Raw genomic sequence first — 1194 nt, 5'->3', positions numbered from 1 at the left:
ATCCACAGCGCGCGGCAGAACGCGGAGATCCACAGCGCGCGGCAGAACGCGGAGATCCACAGCGCGCGGCAGAACGCCTTCGGGCGCTGGGGCGCCCTCGGCGGCGTGGCGGGGGATGTGACGCCGTGCGTGAGGGAAATGCGAGAGGTTGTAGCCGCTGGGGATCAGGCCCTACGGCTGGCCTATGGCGTTCGGCGGGCCTGGCGTCGTCGACCTGCGAGGGGCCTTGTCGTGGTGAACCGGCCGATGGTCAGCCGGCCCTCTCCGATGGCGCCTCGCACGCGGCCATTTGTCTCATCAGTGATCCGGTCGGCACCCTTGGCCTTGGAGATCAGTATTCACAGGTCAGGGGCCTGTGAGTGCGTCTGCCATGGGAGGAGGGTCATCTTCGAGGGCGCTGTCTCCTGTACGCCGACCCGGATCGAACCTTCAGACGGGACTGGTGGGGGCGCTTGCGGTCCGACTCGGCACGGGTAGCGCGGCATGGCCTGGTCGCACCTGGCGACGTGTTGGTCAACGGTGTCGGGTCATACCGCGTGGTGGCGCAAGGGTCGGATTCGCGGCCATGGGGAATGACTGGATCCCCTGGTCCGGCCTGGTGCGGCCTACGGTCGGGGTGGCGCGGGCGGGTTCGCGTTGGATACGCGGAGGGTGGCGCTGTCGGACCACCGGCGGTATGGGGGCGGGTGTGGGCCAGGGTGTGGTGCTCGGATACCCGCTGGCCGCGGGTCCAGGGGGTGGAGATGCCTTCGGGCTCGTCGTCGCACGAGGCCGTTGGTGGCCCGATTCGGCGGGGGTCCTTGAGGCCTGGCCTGCCGGTGAGGTGTGGCGTGGGGTGTTGCTGGTCAGTTGGTGGCCGGTGTCTGGTCCTGCCGTGTGGGCCCAGGGGAGCGGCTGAGTGGATGCCTGGTGGGTGTGGCGAGGAGCCGTCCGGGGCGTGTCCCGGGTCAGGGCGGTGCGTTCTGCCACCCGCGGTGGCGGGCCGGGGCGGAAGGGTGACACGCCAGCTGGCCGCGGGGCCTGGGTGGGACGAAAAGCAGGGGAAATGGCGGCGGGCTCGTCGTCCCGCGCGGAGAGGGGATACCCCTCTCCGGGGACGACGAGCCCGTCGTCAACATGTAGCTTCGGCGGCGACCTACTCTCCCACCCGGCCTCCCGGGCAGTACCATCGGCGCTGGAGAACTTAGCTTCCGG

At 70.2% G+C, this 1194-nt stretch carries 1 rRNA gene; it reads right to left on the bottom strand.

What is annotated here, in order from left to right:
* Positions 1 to 1122 precede the first annotated feature (1122 nt).
* Positions 1123 to 1194: ribosomal RNA gene (gene rrf / locus I6A81_RS46550) — 5S ribosomal RNA — on the bottom strand; the annotation flags it as partial.

Origin of the sequence: Frankia nepalensis (assembly GCF_016786325.1) — a bacterium.
GTDB lineage: Bacteria > Actinomycetota > Actinomycetes > Frankiales > Frankiaceae > Pseudofrankia > Pseudofrankia nepalensis.
Note: the sequence above shows the minus strand (reverse complement) of the source record. Positions and strands in the feature narration are given on the sequence as shown.